The organism is Dysosmobacter segnis (assembly GCF_014297285.1).
Lineage (GTDB): Bacteria > Bacillota > Clostridia > Oscillospirales > Oscillospiraceae > Oscillibacter > Oscillibacter segnis.
The window spans coordinates 19079-41776 of record NZ_JACOQI010000010.1 but is presented as its reverse complement, the minus strand read 5'-3'; the positions used below and the strand labels follow the sequence as shown (position 1 = coordinate 41776).

Sequence of the window (22698 nt, the reverse complement as noted above, 5' to 3'; positions counted from 1 at the left end):
GGCATCAGAGGGGAATAGCAAACTTAGATGCGGCGCCGGATGTTTTCATAAAACGGTTCCTCCTGATACGTAATCGATTTTACTAAAGCGTGCCACCCTTATACCGGATTATGTTGTAGAAAGTCAACGAATGATTTTGCAAAAGGTCGACGCTGATTATTTCGCTTTCACGGTTGAAATGCCCTGCCGACTGTGTTACACTTGGCGGGCATGACGATAAAAGGGAGGCGGGAGACATGAAAACGGCACAGGCGGACCTCACAACGGGCCCGCTGGGGAAGAAGATCTTCCGATTCAGCATTCCTCTGATCTTTTCCAACCTGCTGCAGGTGTTATTCAATATGGCGGACGTGGCGGTGGTCGGCCGGTTCGCAGGCTCCACAGCGTTGGGAGCGGTGGGCTCCACCACCATTTTCGTGTCCCTGTTTACCGGCTTCCTCATCGGACTGTCCGGCGGCGTTAACGTACTGGTGGCGCACCACTTCGGAGCTGACGATCAAAAGAACCTCTCGGATACCGTCCACTCGGCGGCGCTGACCTGCGCGGCGGCGGGACTGGTGTTGTTGGGAATCGGCTGCGGCTTTGCGGGCGGTATCCTCAGAGCGCTGAACACCAAACCGGAGCTGATGGACGGCGCTGTGCTGTACCTGCGCATCTACTGTCTGGGTATGCCCGCACTGGCGGTCTATAACTTTGGCAACGCCGTGTTCTCCGCGGTGGGTGATACCCGCCGCCCTCTGTACTACCTCTCCATCGCCGGCATTATCAATGTGGTGCTGAACCTGTTCTTCGTCATCGTCTGCAATATGGACGTGGCGGGTGTGGCGGTGGCCAGTATCATCTCACAGTATTTCTCCGCCATTCTGGTAACGGCGGCGCTGCTGCGGAGCCGTGAGAGCTATTGCCTGCGGCTTTCCCAGCTGCGGTTCCATAAGACCCGCACAAAAGCCATTCTATCCATCGGTATCCCATCCGGACTGCAAAACGCGATCTTTGCGTTGGCCAATCTGTTCATCCAGCGGGGCGTCAATACCTTCAGTGCCACCATGGTGGCGGGTAACTCCGCCGCTACCAACGCCGACGCGCTGGTGTATGATGTGATGCAGGCCTTCTACACCGCCTGCGGCAGTTTCATCGGTCAGAACTACGGCGCAGGCAAGAAGGACCGTATCCGCCGGACCTTCCTGATCAGCACGGCTTACGCCTTCGGTGCGGGATTGCTTCTGGGTCTGGGACTGCTGCTGTTTGGACGGCCGTTCCTGAGCCTCTTTACCACAGACCCGCAGGTGATGGACGCGGGTATGTACCGTCTGACGGTCATGAGCGTTTCCTACTGCGTCTCCGCGTTTATGGACGGCTCCATCGCCGCCTCCCGTGGCCTTGGAAAGAGCGCTGTCCCCATGGTCATCGTGATCCTGGGCTCCTGCGTGTTCCGCATTATCTGGGTCTACACCGTGTTTGCGTGGTTCGGCACCATCACGTCCCTGTATCTGCTGTATGTGTTTTCCTGGACCATCACGGCAGCGGCAGAGATCATCTATTTCATTCGTATCTACCGGCAGGCCACAGCGGATCTTGCCGCTGCCTGACCGCAAAACCGCAAAAGAGCAGAGGGATCAAACGATCCCTCCGCTCTTTTTGATTATGCACATGAACGAGCTTGCTGTCATTCATGGGAACGTATCGTGCGCTGTTAGCAGAACCCTACACGCCTGTTCTTATCTGACGAAAGAATGGGAATGGCTCCGCTGCGAATCACAGTCCGCGCCAGCTTTCGGGCCGCAGACAGCTGAGATCCTGCTCAGCCTGATGGATCTTGGCCAGCAGAGTATCCCGGTCCTGATTCAGGGTGCCCCGGAGGTCCAGATAGTTGCTGGCGTGATTCATGCGGAACACACTGCCGGGGCTGTCGAAGTGAGAGACCAGCAGCTCTGTTTCCTTCAGCACCTGATGCTGGTCCAGCAGACGGAAGCTGCCGTCATGGACCCAGTCATACAGAGGTGTTCCCGGCTCCACCATCAGCGTCAGCATTCCGATGTATTCCGGGTTCATGGCGTTGAAGGCCTCGGCGGTCTTGACGGCGTGTTCCTCCAGCAGCTCCGGGCCGCCCAGACCGGTGATGGCAGTGACGGATAGTGCCATGCCGTTTCTGCGGACCTTCTGTCCCATTTCGATGATCTCTGCGGCGGGATGGCCCTTCCGCATGAGGGTGAGGACCTTGTCACTGCCGGATTCCAACCCCATGTAGACCATGGTCAGGCCTTTGGCCCGGAGGGTTTGCAGCTCCTCGTCCGTCCGCAGGCGGATGCTGCTGGGAGAGGCGTAGCTGGTGACCCGCTCGCACTCCGGAAACAGCTCCCGGATGGTATCCAGAATTGTGTACAGTTCACTGGCCTTTCGGATCAGTGCGTCGCCGTCCGCCAGAAAGATGCGGCGGACGCTGCGGTAGCGCTGCCGGGCCATCTGGAAATCCTCCAGAACCTCATGCAGAGGCCGCAGGGCAAAGCGCTTTTCCTTGTACATGCTGCAAAAGGCACAGGTATTGTGGCTGCACCCGTAGGTCACCTGCACGATGAGGCTGTACGCCTCGGAGGGCGGACGGTAGACCATGCCTTGGTATCTCATACGCCCAGCTTCTCCAATGCAGACATCTTTACGCAGGTGCAGAAAACGGCAATGGCCTTCTCCACATCCTCCACAGGCGGGAAGGAGGGGGCAATACGGATGTTGCTGTCATTGGGGTCGATGCCGTAGGGGAAGGTGGCGCCGGCGGCGGTCATGGCCACGCCGGCCTCCTTGCACAGGGCCAGCGTCCGCTTGGCGGTACCGGGCATGGCGTCAAAGGAGACGAAGTAGCCGCCCTTGGGATGGCTCCAGCTGGCGATCTCCAGCGGGGCGATCTCACGGTCCAGAGTGCTCAGAACGGCCTCGAACTTCGGCTTCATGAATGCCGCGTGCTTTTTCATCAGCTTCAGGGTGTGAGCCCGGTTCTGGAGATAGAGCACATGGCGCTGCTGGTTCACCTTATCATAGGAAATGGTCTGAATACCGATCCACTTCTCAAAATCCTCCAGGTTGGCTTCGGAGGTAGCCATGCAGGCCACACCGTCGCCGGGGAAGGTGATCTTGGAGGTGGAGGCGAACTCGTAGACCATATCATAGTTGCCATACTTCTTGCACTGGTGCAAGATGTCCGGGAACTCCACATAGTCGCCGTCAAACTCGTGGATGCAGTACGCATTATCCCACATGATCGTGAAGTCCGGCGCGGCGGGCTTCATGGAGGCCATACGGACGATGGTATCCTTGGAGTAGATGATGCCCTCGGGGTTGGAATACTTGGGCACGCACCAGATGCCCTTCACCGCCGGGTCCTTGATGGCCTCCTCCACGGCGTCCATGTCCGGACCGGTGGAGGTCATGGGAATGGTGATGAGCTCAAAGCCGAAGGATTCCGTCAGCTTGAAGTGGCGGTCATAGCCGGGGGCGGGGCACAGCCACTTGACAACAGGCTCCTTGCACCAGGGGCGGGGGCTGTTGAGGCGGCCGTGGATAAAGGCGCAGTCGATCACGCCGTACATGAGCTGCAGACTGGCGTTGCCGCCCACGAATACCTGCTTGGGCTTGCAGTCCAAAAGGTTTGCGAACAGGCGCTTGGCCTCCGGCAGACCGGACAGCGCACCGTAGTTGCGGATATCAATGCCGTCGACAATATAGTCCTCCGGCTCCTTGAGCATATCGAAGATGTCAGATACCATGTCCAGCTGATCCTTGCAGGGCTTGCCGCGGGTCATGTCCAGCTTCAATCCCTGTGCCTTCAGATCTGCAAAAGCGGTCTGCAATGCTGCGTATTCAGCCCTCCGTTGGTCCAGTGTCATGTCTTTGTATGCAGTCATCTGTCTCATCCTCTCCGGGTAGTCCCTGAAGTTTTGTGCGGGGCAAAAGCCCCGGTCAATAATCTTTTATATTATACTCACCTTTTGGCCGAGATTCAAGGACTTTTTCTGTCAAGAATCATAAAAACACCCGGAAAACGCGGAAAAATTTTACGTTTTTCTTTTCTTTTTTCGAAAAATATGTTACAATCCACAAAAATGACAGCCATATCTGCACAGGGGGGACTTTTTTGGAAGATCAACAGCAAAAGAAGTATCAACTGATGACGGAAACACCGGTGAGCCGGCTGATCCCACGCATGGCGCTGCCCTGCGTGGTCAGTATGCTGGTGACTGCCTTTTACAACATGGCGGACACGTTTTTTGTAGGAATGCTGAAGAGCAACGCCGCCACCGGCGCGGTGGGCGTGGTATTTTCCCTGATGGCCATTATTCAGGCCATCGGCTTTTTCTTCGGTCAGGGCAGCGGTAATTTCATCTCCCGGGAGATCGGCCACAAAAACTATCAGGAGGCGTCGGAAATGGCCTCCACAGGTTTCTTCAGCGCTCTGGCTACCGGTGTATTGATCTGCGTGCTGGGACTGCTGTTTCTGGAACCTCTGGCCTACCTGCTTGGCTCCACGGACACCATTCTGCCCTATACCAAAGCGTACCTCAGCGTGATCCTGCTGGGCGCGCCGTGGATGACCTCATCGCTGGTGCTGAATAACCAGCTTCGTTTTCAGGGCAGCGCCGCTTACGCCATGGTGGGCATCACCAGCGGTGCGGTGCTGAACATCGGACTGGACCCTCTGCTGATCTTTGTGCTGGATCTGGGAATCGCCGGCGCTGCTTGGGCCACCATCATCAGCCAGTTCGTCAGCTTCTGCCTGCTGCTGGTCGGCTGCACCAAGGGCGGCAACCTCAAACTCCACCTTTCTCATGTGAAACTGAAGCCCTATTATTATCTGTGGATCTTCAAGGGCGGTCTGCCGTCTCTGGCCCGACAGGGGCTTGCAAGCGTAGCTACCATCTGCCTCAATCAGGCGGCCCGGACCTATGGAGACGCCGCCATCGCCGCTATGGGTGTGGTGCAGCGGATCATGATGTTCGGCGGCTCCGCCATGATCGGCTTCGGTCAGGGTTTTCAGCCGGTGTGCGGCTTCAACTACGGCGCCGGCCTGTACCACCGGGTGAAGGAGGGCTTCTGGTTCAGCGTCAAGGTGACGTTCGTGCTGCTGCTGGCTGTCAGCGCGGCGGGCTTTGCCTGGGCACCGCAGCTTGTATCCATCTTCCGGGACGATCCGGAGGTCATCGCCATCGGTACGGCGGCTCTGCGGTTCCAGTGCGTGACCTTCTGCCTGCAAAGCTGGGTGGTCATGGGCAATATGTGTCAGCAGACCATGGGACTGACGGTGCCGGCCACCTTTATGGCGGTGGCCCGGCAGGGGCTGTTCTTTATTCCTACCGTGTGGATCCTGGCCCTGACGCTGGGCCTGCCCGGTATCCAGATGGCTCAGATGGTGGCGGACCTGCTGACCTTTCTCTGCTCCGTTCCCATTCAGATCTGGGTGCTGAAAAAATTGTCGCAGCCGCAAAAATAAACTGTAATCGAAACTTTTGGGATCGGATACCGCTGTACGTAAGCTGTACAGCGGTATTTTTCTATGGAGAGAGGCCCTCGCAGCTGTTCTGCGGCATCAAGACCGCGCAGCGGCAGAAAGCGATTGACTTTTCCAAAAAACTGATTTATAATCGGCATATACCGAAAACGAAGGGGGCGTATGAATGCCGAGACCACCGCGATGCCGAAGGATCTGCGGCAAACCGCAGATCGATACCTTCTGCCCGAACGGGGGAGGGAGCGGAACGCCGATCCTGCTGACGCTGGACGAATACGAGGTCATCCGGCTGGTGGATCTGGAACAGCGCACCCATGAGCAGTGTGCCGCCCAGATGGACATTTCCCGTTCCACCGTACAGGAAATCTACGAAAGCGCGCGGCAGAAGATCGCGGCGTGTCTTGTCCACGGAAAGCCGCTGCGCATCACCGGCGGGAATTACCGCATCTGCGGCGGGGAGGAGCATCCGCACTGCGGCCGCAGCTGCCGGATGTGGACATTCAACGAATCCGATCACAAACAAAAAGGAGAACCTGATATGAAAATCGCAGTTACCTATGAAAACGGTCAAATTTTCCAGCACTTCGGCCACACGGAGCAGTTCAAGCTCTATGAAGTGGCGGACGGCAAGATCGTCCGGGAGGAAGTGGTGGACACCAACGGCAGCGGCCACGGCGCGCTGGCTGGCTTCCTGATGCAGCGGGGCGTGGATACCCTGATTTGCGGCGGTATCGGCGGCGGTGCGCAGATGGCACTGGCGGAGGCCGGTATCAAGCTCTACGGCGGCGTCAGCGGCGAGGCGGACGCGGCGGTGAACGCCCTGCTGGCAAGCGCGCTTGCATACGATCCCAACGTCCGCTGTGATCATCACGACCATGCCCACGGCGAGGGCGGCCACACCTGCGGTGAGCATGGCTGCGGCCATCACGGCTGCCACTGATATGGAGGATCGGCTGGTGCAGCTTCCGTTTTGGAAGGATCTGACCGAGCGGGAGCGGGAAACGGTGCAGCGCAGTGCGGTGACGCGCCGCTATGAAAAGGGGGCGCTCATCCATGACGGCGGCAGCGAATGTCTCGGTCTGGTGCTGGTACTCTCCGGAGAGCTCCGCACCTATCTCCTCTCCGACGAGGGGCGGGAGGTGACACTGTTCCGGCTGTATGCAGGCGATCTGTGCGTGCTGTCGGCCTCCTGCGTCATCAGCCAGATCACCTTTGACACCCAGATGACTGCCCAGCGGGATACCGAGGTCCTCATTATCCCCGCAAATATCGTTGCCATGCTCAAGGAGCAGAATTTGGCTGTGCGCTGCTGCCTCTATGAGCTGGCCACGGCACGGTTTTCCGACGTCATGTGGGCCATGCAGCAGCTTTTGTTCAAGGGCCTTGACCGGCGGCTGGCGGGCTTTCTCCTGTCCGAAGCGGAGCGCACCGGCTCTGATACAATCCGCATGACTCATGAACAGATCGCCCAGCACATCAGCTCCGCGCGGGAGGCCGTGGCGCGGATGCTCAAGCAGTTCTCGGAGGAGGGCCTTGTGGAGCTCAAGCGCGGCGCCATCACCTTGCGGGACTTTGACAGCCTGAAGTAGCTGATATAGTAAGAGACTGTCGATAAAGTGGTAAATTCTCCGCAACGGTAAGGAAGGGTGTGTGCGGGAAACCCAAGAAGGGTGTCCCGCACCATTAAAATCCTAAGTTTTCAGAACATTTATAAAGTTCTGAAAACTTGCTCAGCGTGTCGAAAAGACTTTTTCGACACGCTGAAATCCGACGCTGAAAAAGCGTCGGATTTTTTCATGAATGTGACTTTGTTACAGAAAGGCAGGACGAAACCTACTATGATAAGGCCATAACAAAAAACGAGGAAAGCGGGAACTGACATGAAAATCAAGCTCAATTCCGATCAGGAGGTCGTCAACACCATCCGCGAGGGCCTGAAGCGTACCGGTGGGTACTGCCCCTGCCGTCTGGAGCGCACGGAGGCTACCAGGTGCATGTGTCAGGAGTTTAAGGACCAGATCGCCGACCCTGATTTCGAGGGCTACTGCCACTGTATGCTCTATTACAAATCTTTGAAGGACTGAGAGGGGACCCATCCTCTGCTTCGCCCTCGGCCTTACAGCCTCATGCTGACTTCGCTGCTCATCACCATGGTACTTGACAAGCCACGGACGCAGTGCGCCTTCTATCCCGCGGAGACTATACACCAGAGTATTTGCAAGCTGAAAAACAAAGACTGATGATATACAAATGAAAGGAGCCTTTCTTATGGCTGAACTGAAAATTACTGCTGCGAATTTTGAAAACGAGGTACTGAATTCCGATAAGCCCGTCCTGCTGGACTTCTACGCCGACTGGTGCGGACCCTGCAAGATGCTCGCTCCAGTGGTCCACGAGATCGCTGAGGAAAACGCCGGAACCCTCAAGGTGGGCAAGATCAATGTGGACGAGCAGATGGAGCTGGCCATGCGCTTTCAGGTCTCCAGCATCCCCATGCTGGTGGTCTTTAAGGACGGCAAGGCCGTGGCCAAATCCGTGGGCTACCGGCCCAAGGCGGAGATCACCGCCATGGTGGAAAGCGCAAAATAAGGACCGTGACAGGCGAAACGCAAAAGTGAATATGAAAGGGGACGCCATCTGCAAAGATGGCGTCCCTGAGACTGTCGATAAAGTGGTAAATTCTCCGCGACGGTAAGGTAGGGCAGCCGTTAGCGGCTCCGCCGCTTTACGGATGCTGCATACCCCTTGCGGGTGAAGAGTGTGCGCGGGACTACGCCCGCAGGCGTGTTTCGGAGCGCAACCGCCGCAAGGCGGCTCTTAGCGCGGAGATAACCCAAGAAGGGATACACCGTCGGCTCAGACCAAACAGCGGATACTGCGTATCCGCTGTTTGGGAGCCTTCCTCGAAACAAGCTCGCTTGATCCGCCACCGGCGGCGCTTCGCCTATTTCCCTGCGCCATTGAAATCCTAAGTTTTCAGAACATTTATAAAGTTCTAAAAACTGGCTCAGCGGGGAGAAAAGACTTTTTCGACACGCTGGGGGACGCCATCTGCAAAGATGGCGTCCCTTTTGCACGAGGTTTACATAAACCGGCACAGCAAAATCGGCAGAAAGATAGCCGGGACAAGGTTCATGACCTTGATTTTGGTGACGTTCAGCATATTCAGACTCAGGGCCACGATCAGCAGAGAGCCGACACAGGTCATCTCCGCGATTACGGCGTCCCCCAGCAGGGGGGACAGCAGCCCCGCCAAAAGGGAAATGGCCCCCTGATAGAGAAAAATGGCCCCGGCGGAAAACGCCACGCCGACTCCCAAGGAGGAGGCGAACACGATGGAGCTGATACCGTCGATGATAGATTTGGCTTTCAGAGTGTCATAGCTTCCGGTAAGGCCGTTTTCCAGAGCGCCTACGATGGCCATGGCCCCCACGCAGAACAGCAGGGAAGCGGTGACGAACCCGTCAGATATGCTGGGCGCGCCATCCTCCGTGTGGATCAGCCGGGCGGTCCGGGTCTGGACCCAATCCCCCAGGGACCGCATCCGGCGGTCCAGATCCAGCAGCTCTCCGATAATGGCGCCCAGAGCGATGGAGAGGATGGCGGTCAGGGTGTTCTGCCCCTTGAGACATCCGCTGACGCCGATATACAGAACGCACAAGGCCATGCCCTGCATGATGATGGTCTGGAGCCGACCGCCGAGACCGTCGGCGGAGACCTCCTTAGAGGAACGGCGGGTGACGGCCCGGAGGACGAGCCCCACAGCGGACCCGGCCAGAATAGTCAGAGAGTTGATGATCGTTCCGGTCAGCATACATTACGCCTCCTTTTGGGCGATAAGGTCACGGACTACCTTGCTTCCCATCAGCAGTCCGGCAGTGGCGGGAACCCAAGGGTTACTGGCGGGAACGCTCCGCCGTCCCGGCGGGGGAGCCTCCAGCTGCTGGGTAGGCGCAGGCTGTTCCGGGGAAAAGACCACCGTCTGGTGGAGGATGCCCCGGTTCCGCAGCTCCTTCCGCATGACCCGGGCCAGCGGGCAGCCGTAGGTCTCTGAAATATCCGCCAGCCGCAGCAGAGAGGGGTCAAGCTTGTTGCCGGTACCCAATGCCATGATGAGGGGGACGCCCAGCCGCCGGGCGGTCTCCGCCAGATCCAGCTTGCAGCTTACCAGATCAATGGCGTCCACAATATAGTCATACCTGCAGCCTGCAGGGAAGAACTGTTCCCGGTTGTCGGCATTGTACAGGGCCTCCATGGGATGCAGGACCGCATAGGGGTTGATATCCCGGACCCGCCGGGCCACGGCCTCTGCCTTGGGAAGCCCCACGGTGGAGTCCAGCGCCTCCAGCTGACGGTTCAGATTGGAGAGAGCCACAGTGTCGCTGTCCACCAGCGTCAGCTCGCCCACACCGGCCCGGGCCAGACACTCTGCCACGTAGCTGCCCACGCCGCCCAGTCCGAACACGATGACGTGGGCGGCGGTCAGGCGGGCCTGTCCATCCTTGCCCCACAACATTTCATTTCGCAAAAAACGCTCGTCCATAAAACGCTCCGAATTTCAAAAGTAAAGATCAAAAAGGGCCGGCTGAAAAGCCGACCCTTTGTTTCGGGAATAGTGGGCCGATGACTGAGTTTTAACCCACAAACTTCATGCCGAAGTCGCTCTGCTGCACATCGGCGTTTTCAGACAGGGCGGTGCTCCACTCGGAAGCGGCCTTCTCCTGCAGATCGGAGGTGACAGATGCCGCCCAGGCAGGCAGATCGTAGCCAACGAAGTACATCACATGAGAACCGTAGGTGGTGTCCACGATACCGGTGTCACCATCCTTGCGGGAAGCGTCGAAGCACCAGTCATTGAACTCCTCCACGGCCCAGCCCTTGGTGACCCGGGTGTAGAGACCGCCGTCATACTTGGAGCCGTCAGCGGAATTTTCCAGAGCCAGCTGGGCGAAGGAATCCTCGGTGGCCTCGCCGGACTTCCACTGGGCCAGAATTTCCTCGGCCTTGGTGCGGGCGGCGGCCTTCAGCTGGGTCTGCTCGTCCTCATAGCCCTCGTCGCCCTGAGCCTTGGTGCCGGTTTCGGGGGTGATGAGGATGTGACGGATGTCCACGGTCTTGTATTCCTCGCGGCCGCGGCTGTGGAACAGACCGACGTAATAGTTGGTTCCAACTTCCAGAATCTCCGTGTCACCGTCCTTGCGGGCATCGTCAAAGAGCCAGTTACCCACAACGCCGTCATAATAAGTGGCGTCGGTGGTGTTGTAATAGGTGGCCTTTTCATAATTGCCGGCAATGGATTCCAGAGACTTTCCGCTGTTGTAAGCGGCCAGGATCTCTTCTGCGGTGGCCTTGGCGGTCTCCTTGGCAGCAGCCTGCTCCTCATCGGTGGCCTGAACGGTGTTGCCGTCGGCATCCGTGGTGGAATCGGCAGCGCCGCTGACGACCACATACTCCCAGGCGGCCTTGTCATAGGTCTTGGGATCTGCCTGATAGGCGGCTTCCAGCTCCGCGTCGGTGTAGGTCAGGCTGTCGGAATAGCTCTGGGCGTATGCCTGATACTGCAGCATCCGCAGGACCTGCTGGTTGTAGACCTTCTCCGTCATGATGGCACCCAGATTTCTCTGGAGATATGCCTTCACGGACATGCCGGTGGATTCCGCAGAGGTCTTCAGGGAATTCAGGGAGTCCTCATACTGCTCCTGCACGCTGGCGGGGAACTGATAGCCTTCCTCCTGTGCCTGCTTCAGACCCCGCTGGACCATGGTCATCTGCTTGACAGTGTTGTCCATGATATAATCATGCCAAGAGGAACCTTCCTCTACGCCCATCATGGAAGCGGCGGTGGCGTTCACCGTCTGGCTCTTCAGGGAGGCGTTGGTGTCCAGGCCCAGATAGCTGATGAAGTAGGAATTGCTCTGCAGGAAGCCGCGGTAAACATTCTGATAATAGAAATTCACCTCGGCGGCACTGTAGGTTTCGCCGTCAATGGTCAGGGCCGTGGCGTTGCGGGAGATCACATTGGATCTCCAGAGGAAGCTGGCTGCCACCACCAGCACGAACAGTACGGCGATGACGCTGTACAGAACGTTGCTGCGCTTTTCAGCCTTCTTTTCTTCCAGCTCCTTTTCTGCCTTGGGATCCACATAGCCGGAGGCCGTCTGATCCTGCCGGAGCTTTTTTTCTCTTGATGCGCTCATTTGTTGTCCATCCTCTCAAGTTTAAACGTTGTTGCGCGGCACAGCGCCGCATGATTTGTCACATACCCCGTCATTATAAAGGATTGCGCCGCGATATGCAAGTACCAGATCGCGTTTGATGCCATCCGGGGCAAAACTGCGCTTATTGTATGACACATATCTGAAAATAAACTGAAAAAAGGACTGCAAAGCAGTCCTTTTTGTCGTATAAAGCTGTCCCGCGGCGGCCGTGTAGACCTCGTTATAACCTGCACCTTCAAGCACAGGTGGGTTGCTTCCAGAATGCTTTACCGCTTCCAACTTCCAACCGCGAACGGCAGCCGGGAGGCCTGCGATCCACACCCTGAGAGGTGCATCCCTAATAACGAAATGTGGGTTAAAAAAAGATCTATCACGCACCCCGCAGGACACGCGGAATGACGTATTCCTTAAAAGTCTGCGTGGAAACGGAGGAATTATTCCTCGTCCTCGTCAAACAGCAGCTCCATGAACTGCTCGTAGACCGCCTCCAGCTCCTCGTCGGAGTCCAGCGTGGAGAGCAGATCCTCGCCATCCTCGTGGATGACCTTCAGGATCACCAGACCGTTGTCGGGATCATCCTCGTTTTCCCCCTCGGTCTCGGCGGGGAAGAAGGCCTGATACATCTGGCCGTTATACTCCAGAGCGTCTACAAATTCCAAAACCAGCTCTTTTCCGTCCTCGTCGGTCACGGTAATAAAGGTGGGGCCGAAATCTTCACTCATCTTTGTATACCCTTTCTCGTGTTGTCTGTCCCTCCGGGGAAGGATTGCCCTTATTGTAACGGAAGAAAACGATGATTGCAAGAGCGAAAACCGTGAAAAAGCAGCGAAGTACGAAAGTTATGTGACAGAAATTTTCGGAAAAATTTGGTAAAATCTATGGAAGCGGAAACTTTTCACCGGTTGAATCCGACATTTTCGCAGTTGACAGGGGATGATATAATGGACTTGATAATGGTGTATTGTGGGTTGGTTTCCTGAAGGGAAACCGCCTTGTGGATCACAAAAGGAGGTTCCAAGTTGGAGGAAAGAAGAAACACGCATCCCCAGGGGGCGGATCATTCCCGCAAACGGCGGAAGGTCCGGCCCGGTCATGTGGCGGGCGGCGTTGTGATGACGGTCTTTACCCTGGTCCTGATCGGCGTCTGCACAACGCTCATGCTGCTGGGAATTTTCATGAAGTATGTGAATACATCTCTGCTGCCGACGCTGGAGGTCCGGGCGGAGGACTACACCATGTCCCAGAGCTCCGTGGTCTATTATCAGGACAAGGAGAGCGGTCAGTGGGTGGAGTTCCAGAAGGTCCACGGGCAGGAGAACCGTGTCCTGATCGACATCGACGATATGTCCCCCTACCTGTGGCAGGCGGCGGTGTCCATTGAGGACGAGCGCTTTTTCAGCCATCACGGCGTGGACTGGAAGCGGACCCTGGGCGCTACGCTGCTGACCCTCACCGGCAGCAACGACAGCTACGGCGGCTCCACCATCACCCAGCAGATGCTGAAAAACATGACCGGCGAGAATCAGAACACCATCAACCGCAAGGTCAAGGAGATCTTCCGGGCGTTGGAATTTGAAAAGAACAACACGAAAAGCCAGATTCTGGAGCTGTACCTGAATATGATCTATTTGGGCAGCGGCTGCGGCGGCGTGGAAACGGCAGCGGAATACTACTTCGGCAAGTCAGCCAAGGACCTGACGGCGGCGGAGAGCGCCTGTATCATCGCTATCACCAACAACCCGTCCCTCTACAACCCCAAGTATGAACGGACCTACACCCGGAAGGACGGCACCACCGTCACTCCCCGGCAGTTGAACAAGAAGCGCCAGGAACTGATCCTGGACAAGATGTCTAAGGTCATCAATCCCGATACCGGCAAGCCCTATCTGACAAAAGAGGAGTGCGAAGCCGCCAAGGCGGAGCCTTTGAACTTCACAGATACCTCCGGAGACGCCAGCGAGCTGGTCAAGACCGACGGTATCGAGATCAACAACTGGTTCGTGGAGCAGCTCATCAAGGACGTGACCACAGATCTGGCCCAGGCCAAGAGCATTTCTTATGAAGCGGCCCAGCGGCTGGTGAACAACAGCGGCTATCAGATCTATTGCACCATGGACCCGGATATCCAGAAGATCGCGGAGGATGTCTACGCAGATCTGAGCAATTTGAATGTACACTCTGCCAAGGGCCACCAGCTGCAATCCGGTATCACCATCATGGACCCCTATACCGGCAACATCGTGGGCATGGTGGGCGCCATGGGCCCCAAGACCCAGAATCTGGTGGACAACTATGCGGTCCAGAAGCATCAGGTTGGTTCTTCTATCAAGCCGCTGACGGTGTATTCCGCAGCTCTGGACGCCGGTGCTGTGACACCGGCCACCACCTTTGATAACTACCCCGTAGAGCTTATGAACAATTCTCCCTGGCCTAAGAACTCCCCCAATACCTACACCGGCTGGACCATGATCGGCGAGGGCGTCCGGCGTTCCATCAACACCATCGCCGTTCAGACCGTGGAGGCGCTGGGCGTGGCGGAGTCCTACGCTTACGCCACGGAGAAGCTGGGCCTCAGCCTGGTGCCGGAGGATATGGCCGTTTCCCCGCTGGCCATGGGCGGTCTGACCTATGGCCTGAGCACTGTGGAGATGGCGGCGGCCTTCTCTGCCTTTGCCAACAGCGGCGTTTACAACTCCCCCAAGATGTATACCGAGGTCCGGGACAGCAACGGTGAGACCGTGCTGAAAAACGAGGGCGAGACCCATGTGGCCATGAAGGAGACCACGGCCTACTTCATGAACCAGATGCTTACCAGCGTGGTGAACGCCGGTACCGGTACCTCCGCCAAGTTCAGCGGCATGACCATCGCGGGCAAGACCGGTACCACGGATAACTCCAAGACCCGCTATTTCGTGGGATATACCCCCTATTACTGCGCCGCCGTGTGGACGGGCTATCCCAAGACCAATGAGAAGATCTCCGCCTCCGGCAACCCGGCCATTACCATGTGGAAGCCGGTCATGCAGAAGATCCACGAGCATCTGGAGAATAAGAGCTTTGCAAAGCCTGCCAGCGGCCTGGAGCAGGTGACGGTCTGCGCCGACAGCGGCCTGCTGTGCACCGACGCTTGCCGTTCTGACATCCGGGGCAGCCGGGCGGTTCAGGTCACGGTGGCGGCAGGCACGGCTCCCACGGAGAACTGCAATCTCCACACCTTTGTGGATTACTGCACCGAGGGTAAGTGCGTTGCCACCGATAACTGTCCCTCCTCTGCAATTAAGCAGGTGGGTGTGCTGGACTTTGAACGGACCGAGTATTTCAAGGCGGACGGCACCCGCTACGCCTCCATTGCCACCGACAGTGCCAAGAACCCGGACAAGATGTTCCATCTGATCGAGATGAAGCGGGCCATCGGTCTGGAGCCCACGCCTACGGCAAGTGGCGGAGAGACCTACCCGGAGGTCATCGGCTGTCCGGCCCATGCCGGCATGACGCCGGTGGACCCGGATCACCCCGGCGGTGGCGTTGATGATCCCAATGATCCCAACTACAGCCCGTCGGTCGACGATCCCAGCGGCGGCTTCGGGGACGCGAACCTGCCTGACGATCCAACCGGCGGCATCGTGATCCCGTCGGAGCCTCCGGCCCCAGAGGACCCCAGCGGCGGCTTCGGCGATGCCGGTATGTGGGCGGCCAATCTGTTCAATCGGAACTGAGACAGAGCGCGCAAGATCATATAGCTGATACACCCCCAGACCGGAGACTCCGGTCTGGGGGTGCTGCTTGAAGAACCGATATGCGGTGTCGCTTTGGGTTTCTCTTTCAGATCCTCTGAAAAACAAGAGGACGGGATTGCTGGGAGCACAAAACTGAATTGGGAGAAAAAAAGACCCCCAGAAGCATTGCTTCTGGGGGTTGTCAGCTTATTTGCGGGGGCCGCCCTCCAGCCATTTCAGGTCATAGGGCTCAAAGACAACCTTCTCATAGGCGGGGACGTCCATCACCACGCCGGTCCAGTCGGAATGGATCTCGCCGGTCTGCTTGATGAGGATGTCATAGAGAATATCATAGGTAACGCCGTCAGCGGGATCGGTCTCCACGATGGTGGAGTAGGGCAGGGTCTTGTGATAGGTCAGCTCCATGCCCTTGTAGTCGAAGTGGAAGCCGCAGCGCATCCGGCAGCCGTCCAGACCGGTGTATTCCGCGATCTCCTTCAGATCGTGCAGGATCTTGTCCGGCTCGTAGAGGTTTTCGGGAGTGGTGGCAGTGTAGTCAAAGCGGAACTGGATGTTGGCGCCGGGAAGCTTGCGGAAGCGCTCAATGAAGGGGATCAGGTTCTCCTTGGGATAATCCTTGTAGAGAACGCAGTTGATCCGGAAGGGTACCGGCAGCCGGGTCAGCAGCGAGTCATTGGACTCCACCACATAGTGCTGCATGTGGCGGGATACATTGATGCAGGTGATCTTGTGCTTATTCCGCTCCGCGAAGGCCAGAATGTCCTCCTCCGTCTGACATTTGGAGACGGGCAGAGTGGTGTTGATGAACACCCGGTGGGTGGTGGGGATCTCATCCAGCATGATCTGGAGCTTTTCAATGTCGGCAAAGGGCTCGCCGCCGGTAAAGACGAAATCGCATTTGGGGGTGATGGCATCCATCCGGCGGATGCTCTGGACGATCTTCTCCAGAGAGAAGCCGGTCATATCCCCGTATTCTTCCTTATTGATACAGAAAGGGCAGTGGTTTTTGCAGTCGTAGGGGACAAAGATGGTGACGGTAGCGCCGCCTTCCCTTGTTTTGTATGGATGATTCATGATGATCGATCGGCCTTTCCTATTTATAGATGGTAGATCAAGGCGGGAAACAACGGTCCCCGCCCTGAGTAGACATATATTCGTACATACGGATAATTATTTTAATCTATTTTTAACAAACGGTCAAGTGAAAAACAGAAAAAAGAATAAAAGACTGTGTTTTTCCGTCGGCAAGGGTGTACAGGCTATTGGGATAATGCTATAATAACCCTGATTTCCGGCTGACGGAGACAGACTCCGCCGGTTCGGTCTGAAGCTGTTTTTTCGGAAAGGAGGGAATGGGATGCAGGAACTGTTTTCTGCGCTGTCCCTGTGGCTGAGTGCCCATCCTCTGATTACCGGCTGGTACACGGCCATTGCACGGCTGCTGTTTCCGGTGCTTTCGGCGCTGATCCTGGTGCGGGCCATCCGGTCCCTGCTGCGAATCCCCCACACGCCGGAGGTCTGGGCCCAGTTGAGCCTGCCCGGCGGCGGCAGTATCCCCCTGACCCACTGGGAAAATATTCTGGGGCGGGGTAAATCCGCCGATGCGATTCTGAACTATCCCAGCATCTCCCGGCAGCACGCGGCGCTGTGCCGTGGTGAGGACGGAGCTTGGACGGTGTATGATCTTGGCTCCAAGGGCGGCACCGCCGTCAACGGGACCCCTGTGACAGAGCAGGCCCCGGTGAAGCTGGGGGATACGATTACACTGGGCGGCGTACCGCTGGTGTTCCTGCCCCAGACCGTGGGGGAGCGGGAAGAACTGGAAAAGAAGCGGCAGGCGGAGCGGCCCGCCGCCATGTGGCCCTCTTTTTTGTGGCTGACGGTATTTCAGATTTTGACCGCCATTCAGTTAACATTGGCGGCGGGGGAGAAGGCCAGCCCGGTGATCCCCATCTGCTTCCTGATCCTCACGGCGGTTATGTGGCTCTACGCCGCCGCGCTGCGGCTGGGCCGCTGCGTGGGCTTTGAGTTGGAGACCATCGCCTTTTATCTTTCGACGTTATCCCTTGCGGTGACAGCTTCCAGCGCACCGGGAAGCCTTCCCAAGCAGCTTTTGGCCATCGTTCTGGGCATGGGCCTGTTTTTGGCGCTGGGTCTATTCCTGCGGGATCTGGAACGGGTGGAAAAGCGCCGCTGGCTCATGGCTGCCGGGGCCATCGGCCTGTTGGGGATTACGCTGGTGCTGGGCAAGGCTAAATTCGGCGCCACCAACTGGGTCACCTTGGGCGGTATATCCTTCCAGCCCTCGGAGATCGCCAAGATCTGCTATATTTTTGCAGGCTCCGCCACGCTGGAACGGCTGTTCCGCCGCCGGAATCTGGCACTGTTTATCGTGCTCACCGGCGTGTGCATCGGCCTGCTGGGGCTGATGAGCGACTTCGGCACGGCGGCCATCTTTTTTGTGACCTTCCTGGTCATTGCCTATCTCCGCTCCGGGGACGCCGCAACTCTGGCCCTCATCTGCGGCGGCGCGGCCTTTGGCACGGGGATCATCGTACAGTTCAAGCCCTATATTCTGAGCCGCTTCGCCGCGTGGGGCCACGCCTGGGAGGCGGCCTCCGGCTCCGGCTATCAGCAGACCCGCACCATGTCGGCGGCGGCCTCCGGCGGCCTGTTCGGCATGGGTGCCGGAAACGGCTGGCTGGAGCGTATCCCTGCCGGGGATACGGATCTGGTGTTTGGCATGTTATGCGAGGAATGGGGGCTGGTTATCGCGCTGCTGGCGGTGGCCTGCATCCTGACCTTGGCATGGTTCGCCGTTCGCGCCTCCCGGACTGGCCGATCCAGCTTTTATACCATCGCCGCCTGCGCGGCAGGCTCCCTGCTGGTGTTTCAGACCAGCCTGAATGTGTTCGGCTCCGTGGATCTTCTGCCACTCACCGGCGTGACCTTCCCCTTCGTGTCCAACGGCGGCTCCGCCATGCTGTCGGCATGGGGACTGCTGGCGTATCTGAAGACCATGGACACCCGTGCGGACGCCAGCTTTGCCATCGGCCGGGCGGCGGAGCGGAAGCTGGACGAGGAAGCCGCCCGTATGGCGGCACCGGCAGAGGATGCCTTTGAAAAGGAGGACGGTCATGCGGAAGATTGAAAAACGGGCCGTGATCTGCATGGCACTGGCGATTTTACTGGCGGCGGGGATGAGTGTATTTCTCATCCGGTATTTTGCCGAGGGCGGCAAGTGGGCCTCCTCTGCCTTTAACCGCCATCTGTACGATTCCAACGGCGTGCTGATCTCCGGCACGGTGCTGGACCGGGACGGGGATGTGCTGTCCTCCGTGGAAAACGGCCACCGCACCTACTATGAAAATGAAACCGTCCGCAAGGCTACCCTCCATGCGGTGGGAGATCTGTACGGCAAGATCGGCACCGGCGTTCTCAACGCCTTTGCCGACAAGCTGACCGGCTTTGATCTGGTGAACGGCGCATTCGGCGCGGAGCGGGGGAGCGATTTGTACCTGACCCTGGACGCCCGGTATAACTACGAGGCGTACAGGGCTTTGGGTGGCCACGCCGGGACGGTGGCTGTGTATAACTACAAGACCGGTGAGATCTTGTGCATGGTGTCGGCGCCCAGCTATGACCCCTTGAACGTCCCCAAGGATCTGGAAGAGAATGACCGTTATAAGGGCGCGTACCTGAACCGGTTTCTCTCCTCCGCCTTTGTGCCCGGGTCTGTGTTCAAGACCGTGACCCTGACGGCGGCACTGGAGAACCTGCCGGACGCGGAGACCCGGACATGGAACTGCACCGGCAGCGTCCAGATCGGGGACGAGACCATCACCTGCTCCGGCGTCCACGGGGAGCAGACACTGAAGGAGGCCTTCGCCCACTCCTGCAACGCGGCCTTCGCTCAGATCGCGGAGGAGCTGGGGGCGGATACCCTGCGGCGGTATACAGAGAAGGCGGGACTTACCAGCGCCTATTCCGTGGACGGCCTGCCCACCGCCAAGGGCACGTTCAACTGGGACGGCATCACCGCCGGGCAGCTGGGCTGGGCCGGTGTGGGCCAATATCACGATCAGGTGAACCCCTGTGCCTTTCTGCTGTGGATGGGGGCCATTGCCAACGGCGGCAAGGCGGCGGAACCGTATCTAATCAAAAAAACAGTGTCCTCACTGGGAATTCCCTCTCTGCCTCACATCACTCGGCACACCGGGCGGCTGATCGATAGTAAAACGGCGGCTACTGTGGCGGATTTTATGGCCAATAACGTGACAGAGACCTACGGCACCAAGCGCTTTCCCAACATGGAGCTGTGCGCCAAGTCCGGCACGGCGGAGGTGGGGACGGGACAGACGCCTCACGCTTGGTTCGCGGGCTTTCTGCGGAACGAGGATGCGCCCTACGCCTTTGTGGTGCTGGTGGAAAACGGCGGCGGCGGAAACGCCGTGGCCGGAACGGTGGCCGGCAAGGTGCTGAACGTGATCGTCAACAGATACTAAAGAAAAAGAAGGAACAAGGATATGAAAAAAGACATCTGGCTGAAACCCGGCAAGGAGCTGAACACCGGGGCCATCATCGGCGGTATCGGCTTTGCCATCTATATTGCCCTGTCCGCACTGGAATGGCGGGGGCTTGCGCTGTTTGCGGCGCTTGCCTTCGGCTTGGAGGCGGGATACGCCTTCCTCTCCGCACTGGACTGCCGGGAAAAGGATAAGGACTCCGTCAGCTACAACATCGTGTGGGGCACCGGCGCGTTGGCGATCCTGATGCTGCTGCCGGCGGTCATGACCATCATCAAAGGGTGACCTGCGCTTGGAGCAAGGCGGGGAAACGGAACAGAAAACGGCGTGGACGGGTCTGCCTGTCCGCGTTGTTTTTTTGCTTGACAAATACCCTATGGGGGTATATGATGCAAACGAAATAGGAATATCGGTTTTGGGAAAGGTCGACAGGAAAGCAATTTACCGTCTCAAAGGAGGAACCCCCATGCGGGAAGAAGTATATGACATTTCCGGGATGCACTGCGCCGCATGCAGTGCGTCCGTGGAAAAAGTGACCCGGCGGCTGCCGGGGGTAGAGCGCAGCGACGTGAATCTGGTGGCGGAGCGCATGACCATCGTTTATGACGAAACGCAGGTGACGCCGGAGCAGATCATCGCCAAGGTGGAAAAGGCGGGCTTCGGGGCCAAGCTCCATCAGGAAAAGCAGGAAGCGGCTCCGGTCCAGACCGGCGAGGACCCGGAGGAGGCGGAGCTGCGGCGAAAAAAGCGGGAACTGATCGTTTCGGCTATCTTTTCCTGTGCCTTGCTGTATGTGTCCATGGGGCAGATGCTGCCCTTCGGCCTGCCTGCCCTGCCGCTGCCGGATCTGTTCTCCATGCACACTCATCCTATGAATTTCGCCGTTTTACAGCTTATGCTGGCGATTCCGGTGCTCTACTGCGGACGGAACTTTTTCATCAACGGCTTTCAGGCACTGTTCCACGGGAATCCCAACATGGATTCGCTGGTGGCCATCGGCTCCGCCTGCTCTTTTGTATACAGTGTGGTGATGATGTTTTTGATCACCGATGATGTTCACGGCCATGTGCATAATCTCTACTACGAATCCTCCGCCGTGGTGCTGACGCTGGTGTCGCTGGGGAAGTTCATGGAGAGCCGGAACATGAAAAAGACCAAGAGCGCCATCACCGCCCTCATGCGGCTGACGCCGGACACCGCCCTTTTAGCGGACAGCGGCAAGGAGGTACCCACGTCCTCTGTCAAGGCCGGGGACGTGCTGCTGGTAAAGCCCGGCGCCCGGATCCCGCTGGACGGTGTGGTGACCAAGGGCGAGAGCAGCGTCAACGAGGCCATGCTCACCGGCGAAAGCCTGCCTGTGGAAAAGGCGGAGGGCAGCGAGGTCATCGGTGGCAGCGTCAACGAAAACGGCGTGCTGTATGTGAAGGTCACACGGGTGGGGGAGGACACCACCCTCTCCCGGATCATCCGCTTTGTGGAGGACGCTCAGGGCAAAAAGGCCCCCATCTCCCGGACGGCGGACAAGGTGGCGGGGATTTTCGTTCCAACAGTCATTGCCATCGCCGTGCTGGCGGCGGTGATCTGGGCCATTGCTGGGAAGGACTTTGCCTTTGTCCTGAGGGTGTTCACCTCTGTGCTGGTGATCGCCTGCCCCTGTGCGCTGGGTCTGGCTACGCCCACGGCGATCATGGTGGGCACCGGTCTGGGTGCGAAGCACGGCATCCTGATCCGCTCCGGTGAAATTTTAGAGGTGACCCACTCCGTGGATACCGTGGTGCTGGACAAGACCGGCACCGTGACAAAGGGCGAGCCTGCCGTTACGGAGGTCTGTCCCGCAGGCGGCACGGCGGAGGGGCTGCTGACCATCGCGGCGGCAGTGGAGTCCGTGTCTCAGCACCCTTTGGCGGCGGCCATCGTACAGGCGGCGCAGGAGAAAAAACTATCTACCGGCAAGCAGCCGGAGAATTTTGAACTGCTCCCCGGACGGGGCCTCCGGGCAACCCTCTCCGGCCGGACGGTGCTGGCGGGCAACCGCCGGTTGATGGAGGAAAGCGGCGTGGACATCTCCGCCCTTTCCGAAAAGGCTGACGCCTTGGCGGGACAGGGGGAAACGCCCATGTTCTTCGCCGCTGACGGGGCGCTGCTGGGACTGATCTCCGTGGCGGACCCGGTGAAGGAGACCAGCGCAGCTGCCATTGCCGCTCTGCACAAGCAGGGACTTCGGGTGGTGCTGCTCACGGGAGACAGCCGCGCCGCCGCAGAGCACATCGGCGCCCTTGTGGGCGTGGACGAGGTGATCCCGGAGGTGCTGCCGGAGGAAAAAGCGGTCCACGTGCAAAAGCTGGAGGCGGCAGGCCGCAAGGTGATGATGGTGGGGGACGGCATCAACGATGCCCCGGCCCTTACCGCCGCCACCGTGGGCTGTGCCATCGGTAGTGGAAGCGACATTGCCATCGAAGCCGCCGACATCGTGCTGATGCGCTCGGATCTGGAGGATGTGCCCCGGGCGCTGCGGCTGTCAGCCCTGACCCTGCGGGACATCAAGCAAAATCTGTTCTGGGCATTCTGCTACAATACCATCGGTATCCCCATCGCCGCTGGACTGCTGTACGCCTTGGGCGGGCCGCTGCTCTCCCCTATGTTCGCGGGAGCCGCTATGTCCCTGAGCTCCGTGTGCGTGGTGGGCAACGCCCTGCGTTTGGGCACCGTGAAGCTGTAAA

The 22698-nt window shown here is 58.4% G+C and carries 18 protein-coding genes and 1 other RNA gene; 11 read left to right on the top strand and 8 right to left on the bottom strand.

The genetic code is table 11. The annotated features are described in order from the left end of the window. Positions 1-236 precede the first annotated feature (236 nt). Positions 237-1589 carry an MATE family efflux transporter gene (locus H8Z83_RS11080; RefSeq protein WP_187015082.1) on the top strand — a complete coding sequence of 451 codons (1353 nt, stop codon included), beginning with the start codon at positions 237-239 and terminating at the stop codon, positions 1587-1589. Positions 1590-1755: 166 nt separating this feature from the next. Here the strand turns inward: H8Z83_RS11080 and H8Z83_RS11075 are convergent, their stop codons facing one another. Both H8Z83_RS11075 and H8Z83_RS11070 read right to left on the bottom strand, forming a co-directional pair. After that, positions 1756-2625, bottom strand: coding sequence for a radical SAM protein (locus H8Z83_RS11075; protein WP_187015081.1), 870 nt, complete (start codon positions 2623-2625; stop codon positions 1756-1758). Next, positions 2622-3896, bottom strand: a complete 1275-nt coding sequence (locus H8Z83_RS11070) for an aspartate aminotransferase type Ic (protein ID WP_187015080.1) — start codon at positions 3894-3896, stop codon at positions 2622-2624. The genes H8Z83_RS11075 and H8Z83_RS11070 overlap by 4 nt, the downstream gene beginning before the upstream one ends. A gap of 230 nt (positions 3897-4126) precedes the next feature. On the opposite strand from H8Z83_RS11070, the gene H8Z83_RS11065 reads away from it, so the two are divergent. The 5 genes from H8Z83_RS11065 to trxA all read left to right on the top strand — a co-directional run bounded on the left by H8Z83_RS11065 (position 4127) and on the right by trxA (position 8086). Beyond that, entirely contained in the window at positions 4127-5479 is a 1353-nt protein-coding gene (locus H8Z83_RS11065) for an MATE family efflux transporter (protein WP_243184945.1), read from the top strand. A gap of 184 nt (positions 5480-5663) precedes the next feature. Next, complete coding sequence (locus H8Z83_RS11060) at positions 5664-6437, top strand: DUF134 domain-containing protein (protein ID WP_187015079.1); 774 nt, start codon at positions 5664-5666, stop codon at positions 6435-6437. Continuing rightward, positions 6409-7086, top strand: a complete 678-nt coding sequence (locus tag H8Z83_RS11055; RefSeq protein WP_243184944.1) for a Crp/Fnr family transcriptional regulator — start codon at positions 6409-6411, stop codon at positions 7084-7086. The genes H8Z83_RS11060 and H8Z83_RS11055 overlap by 29 nt, the downstream gene beginning before the upstream one ends. A 291-nt stretch (positions 7087-7377) precedes the next feature. Continuing rightward, positions 7378-7581, top strand: a complete 204-nt coding sequence (locus tag H8Z83_RS11050; protein WP_187015078.1) for a ferredoxin-thioredoxin reductase catalytic domain-containing protein — start codon at positions 7378-7380, stop codon at positions 7579-7581. Positions 7582-7765: 184 nt separating this feature from the next. After that, a complete protein-coding gene (gene trxA, locus H8Z83_RS11045) occupies positions 7766-8086 on the top strand; it encodes a thioredoxin (RefSeq protein ID WP_187015077.1) in 321 nt (106 codons plus the stop codon). Between the two features lie 493 nt (positions 8087-8579). Here trxA and H8Z83_RS11040 read toward each other — a convergent pair whose 3' ends face one another. The 5 genes from H8Z83_RS11040 to H8Z83_RS11020 all read right to left on the bottom strand — a co-directional run bounded on the left by H8Z83_RS11040 (position 8580) and on the right by H8Z83_RS11020 (position 12437). Continuing rightward, complete coding sequence (locus tag H8Z83_RS11040) at positions 8580-9308, bottom strand: DUF554 domain-containing protein (protein WP_187015144.1); 729 nt, start codon at positions 9306-9308, stop codon at positions 8580-8582. A gap of 6 nt (positions 9309-9314) precedes the next feature. Then, the gene (locus tag H8Z83_RS11035; RefSeq protein ID WP_187015076.1) at positions 9315-10040 is read right to left on the bottom strand and encodes a tRNA threonylcarbamoyladenosine dehydratase; all 726 of its coding nucleotides are present in this window, start codon (positions 10038-10040) and stop codon (positions 9315-9317) included. Positions 10041-10131: 91 nt separating this feature from the next. Continuing rightward, a complete protein-coding gene (locus H8Z83_RS11030; RefSeq protein ID WP_187015075.1) occupies positions 10132-11694 on the bottom strand; it encodes a peptidylprolyl isomerase in 1563 nt (520 codons plus the stop codon). A gap of 211 nt (positions 11695-11905) precedes the next feature. Continuing rightward, positions 11906-12106: non-coding RNA, 6S RNA (ssrS, locus tag H8Z83_RS11025), on the bottom strand. Between the two features lie 43 nt (positions 12107-12149). Further along, complete coding sequence (locus H8Z83_RS11020) at positions 12150-12437, bottom strand: DUF1292 domain-containing protein (RefSeq protein ID WP_187015074.1); 288 nt, start codon at positions 12435-12437, stop codon at positions 12150-12152. 297 nt (positions 12438-12734) lie between these two features. Here H8Z83_RS11020 and H8Z83_RS11015 point away from each other — a divergent pair, with 297 nt between their 5' ends. Next, entirely contained in the window at positions 12735-15431 is a 2697-nt protein-coding gene (locus H8Z83_RS11015; protein WP_187015073.1) for a transglycosylase domain-containing protein, read from the top strand. A 207-nt stretch (positions 15432-15638) separates the two neighbouring features. On the opposite strand, the gene H8Z83_RS11010 is transcribed toward H8Z83_RS11015, so the two are convergent. Further along, a complete protein-coding gene (locus tag H8Z83_RS11010) occupies positions 15639-16526 on the bottom strand; it encodes a radical SAM protein (protein ID WP_187015072.1) in 888 nt (295 codons plus the stop codon). 283 nt (positions 16527-16809) lie between these two features. Between H8Z83_RS11010 and H8Z83_RS11005 the strand changes: the two genes are divergently transcribed. The 4 genes from H8Z83_RS11005 to H8Z83_RS10990 all read left to right on the top strand — a co-directional run bounded on the left by H8Z83_RS11005 (position 16810) and on the right by H8Z83_RS10990 (position 22697). After that, on the top strand, positions 16810-18603 hold the full coding sequence (locus tag H8Z83_RS11005) for an FtsW/RodA/SpoVE family cell cycle protein (RefSeq protein ID WP_187015071.1): 1794 nt from the start codon (positions 16810-16812) through the stop codon (positions 18601-18603). Then, the gene (locus H8Z83_RS11000) at positions 18590-19957 is read left to right on the top strand and encodes a penicillin-binding transpeptidase domain-containing protein (RefSeq protein ID WP_187015070.1); all 1368 of its coding nucleotides are present in this window, start codon (positions 18590-18592) and stop codon (positions 19955-19957) included. The genes H8Z83_RS11005 and H8Z83_RS11000 overlap by 14 nt, the downstream gene beginning before the upstream one ends. Positions 19958-19978: 21 nt before the next feature. Next, a complete protein-coding gene (locus tag H8Z83_RS10995; protein WP_187015069.1) occupies positions 19979-20263 on the top strand; it encodes a hypothetical protein in 285 nt (94 codons plus the stop codon). Between the two features lie 181 nt (positions 20264-20444). Continuing rightward, positions 20445-22697: a heavy metal translocating P-type ATPase gene (locus tag H8Z83_RS10990; RefSeq protein ID WP_187015068.1), complete on the top strand. Its 2253-nt coding sequence runs from the start codon at positions 20445-20447 to the stop codon at positions 22695-22697. The last annotated feature ends 1 nt before the right edge of the window (position 22698 follow it).

Excerpts from the sequence above, each read along its gene's own strand:
- H8Z83_RS11080 (WP_187015082.1), top strand. The coding sequence starts at position 237 with ATGAAAACGGCACAGGCGGACCTCACAACGGGCCCGCTGGGGAAGAAG.
- H8Z83_RS11075 (WP_187015081.1), bottom strand. The coding sequence starts at position 2,625 with ATGAGATACCAAGGCATGGTCTACCGTCCGCCCTCCGAGGCGTACAGC.
- H8Z83_RS11070 (WP_187015080.1), bottom strand. The coding sequence starts at position 3,896 with ATGACTGCATACAAAGACATGACACTGGACCAACGGAGGGCTGAATAC.
- H8Z83_RS11060 (WP_187015079.1), top strand. The coding sequence starts at position 5,664 with ATGCCGAGACCACCGCGATGCCGAAGGATCTGCGGCAAACCGCAGATC.
- H8Z83_RS11055 (WP_243184944.1), top strand. The coding sequence starts at position 6,409 with ATGGCTGCGGCCATCACGGCTGCCACTGATATGGAGGATCGGCTGGTG.
- H8Z83_RS11050 (WP_187015078.1), top strand. The coding sequence starts at position 7,378 with ATGAAAATCAAGCTCAATTCCGATCAGGAGGTCGTCAACACCATCCGC.
- trxA (WP_187015077.1), top strand. The coding sequence starts at position 7,766 with ATGGCTGAACTGAAAATTACTGCTGCGAATTTTGAAAACGAGGTACTG.
- H8Z83_RS11035 (WP_187015076.1), bottom strand. The coding sequence starts at position 10,040 with ATGGACGAGCGTTTTTTGCGAAATGAAATGTTGTGGGGCAAGGATGGA.
- H8Z83_RS11030 (WP_187015075.1), bottom strand. The coding sequence starts at position 11,694 with ATGAGCGCATCAAGAGAAAAAAAGCTCCGGCAGGATCAGACGGCCTCC.
- H8Z83_RS11020 (WP_187015074.1), bottom strand. The coding sequence starts at position 12,437 with ATGAGTGAAGATTTCGGCCCCACCTTTATTACCGTGACCGACGAGGAC.
- H8Z83_RS11010 (WP_187015072.1), bottom strand. The coding sequence starts at position 16,526 with ATGAATCATCCATACAAAACAAGGGAAGGCGGCGCTACCGTCACCATC.
- H8Z83_RS11005 (WP_187015071.1), top strand. The coding sequence starts at position 16,810 with ATGCAGGAACTGTTTTCTGCGCTGTCCCTGTGGCTGAGTGCCCATCCT.
- H8Z83_RS11000 (WP_187015070.1), top strand. The coding sequence starts at position 18,590 with ATGCGGAAGATTGAAAAACGGGCCGTGATCTGCATGGCACTGGCGATT.
- H8Z83_RS10995 (WP_187015069.1), top strand. The coding sequence starts at position 19,979 with ATGAAAAAAGACATCTGGCTGAAACCCGGCAAGGAGCTGAACACCGGG.
- H8Z83_RS10990 (WP_187015068.1), top strand. The coding sequence starts at position 20,445 with ATGCGGGAAGAAGTATATGACATTTCCGGGATGCACTGCGCCGCATGC.